At 64.9% G+C, this 1,960-nt stretch carries 1 protein-coding gene; it reads left to right on the forward strand.

Annotation, left to right across the window (positions count from 1 at the left end; all coding sequences use genetic code 11):
- Positions 1 to 1,960 (forward strand): hydantoinase/oxoprolinase family protein (locus WH277_RS01605; protein WP_339503992.1); only part of this gene is annotated, 1,960 nt, incomplete at both ends.

Genomic DNA, 1,960 nt, shown 5'->3' on the forward strand with positions numbered 1-1,960 from the left:
CTTTCATAAACAACCCAGTACCCCGGCCGATCCGGCGCTGGCCTTTAGCGATGGCTTACGGGCGGCGCTGAAGAAAACGGGCCAGCCTGCCAGCGCACTCTCCCTGTTGCTGCACGGCACCACGCTGGGCCTGAACGCCATTATTCAGCGTCGTGGTGCGAAAATTGCCCTGGTGATCACCCAGGGATTTCGTGATGTGCTGGAAATTGGCCGCGCACGTATGCCGTCCTCCTTTGATTTTCATGCCGACCGTGAGCCGCCGTTTCTACCGCGTGAGCGGGTGCTGGAGATCGGCGCGCGCTTCAGTCCGACAGGTGAGGTGATGCAGTGGCCGGACGAGCACGCCTTGAGCACGCTGGCGCAGGCCATTACCCGGCTCGACGTCAGCGCCGTGGCGCTGGTCACCCTGAATGGTTACGCCAATCCGCAGCAGGAGGGCGAGCTGGCGCAGCGGCTGCAGGCTGAGCTTGATGATATCCCCGTGCTCTCATCCGCCGAACTGTGGCCGGAAATCCGGGAATATGAACGCACGCTGGTGGCCGGGCTGAATGCCTATATTCAGCCGCTGATGCAGCGCTATTTCAGCCGCCTCACTGGGCTGCTGGAGCCGCAGTCGGTGACCGCACCGCTCCTGATCACCGCCTCTAACGGCGGCGTATTGCCGCTGGCGTCGGCCCGCCAGCGCCCGGTCGATACGCTGTTATCCGGCCCGGCATCGGGCGTGATGGCGGCGGCACATCTTGCCGCCACCACGCACAGCGGTGGCTATGTCTCCTTCGATATGGGCGGCACCAGCAGCGATATTTCCCTTTCTGCGGAGGGCGATGTTGAACGCGTCAACCGCACCGATGTTGGCGGCCTGCCGCTGATTTTACCGGTGGTCGGCGTCTCTGCCATCGGCGCCGGAGGCGGGTCGATTATCCATGTCGATGAATACGGCATCTTAAAAGTGGGGCCGGAAAGCGCAGGGGCCGATCCCGGCCCGGTGGCCTATCGCCGTGGCGGCGTGGCCCCGACCATCACCGACTGCTATCTGGTCAGCGGCATCCTGCCGGCTGATGCCCGGCTGGGTGGCACCATTCCCCTCGACCTTGCGGCAGCGCGAACGGCACTGGCCGGGCTGGCGGCGCAGCTCGGTATCCGCGGCGAGGATGCGGCAGAGCAGGTTGCCAGCGGGGCGCTGGCGGTGGCGACCACGCAGATGGCGACGGCGCTGAATAAAGCCGTGGCGCAGCGCGGCGTCTCGGCCGATGCCCTGACGCTGATCCCGTTCGGCGGTGCCGGACCGACGCACGCCAACCTGTTTGCCAGTGAGGCGGGCCTCGAACGCATTGTGGTGCCGTTACGTCCTGGCACCTTCTGCGCACAGGGGGCGATCACCGCCGATATTCGCCGTGACTTTGTCCGCAGCCTGCGCGTGCGCGTCAATGCCAGCACCTTCATTACGCTGACCACGACCCTTGACGAACTTCATCTGCTGGCGCAGCAGTGGTTCGGTGAGCAGGCCGCTGCCCTGAGCCGCGCAGCGCCGCGTTATACGGTAGAAGCCGATATGCGTTACAGCGGCCAGGCCTATGAGCTGAGCGTCAGCCTTTCCAGCGTGGACACGCTCACCCTGGACGGATTGCAGGAGAGTTTCCAGCAGCTGCACCAGCAGCGCTACGGCTTTACCGGTGCCCGCACCGATATCGAATTAACCACCCTGCGGCTGTCGCTGACGGCACCGCTGCCGCGCCCGACAGAGAAAGCCTTTGTGCCACACGCGCCGGAAGCCCATCGCCCCCGGCGGCCGCTGTATCTTAACCAGCGCTGGCAGCCGGCGGATATCTGGCAGCGTGCGCAGATCCAGTTTGACGATCGCCTGACAGGCCCGGCGATTGTGGAACAGGATGATACCACCACGCTGATTCTCCCCGGCTGGACGGCACAGCTCGACCCGGCAGGCAACCTGTTGATCACC

The sequence above is a fragment of the Erwinia sp. MYb416 genome, assembly GCF_037479575.1.
Classification (GTDB): domain Bacteria; phylum Pseudomonadota; class Gammaproteobacteria; order Enterobacterales; family Enterobacteriaceae; genus Erwinia; species Erwinia rhapontici.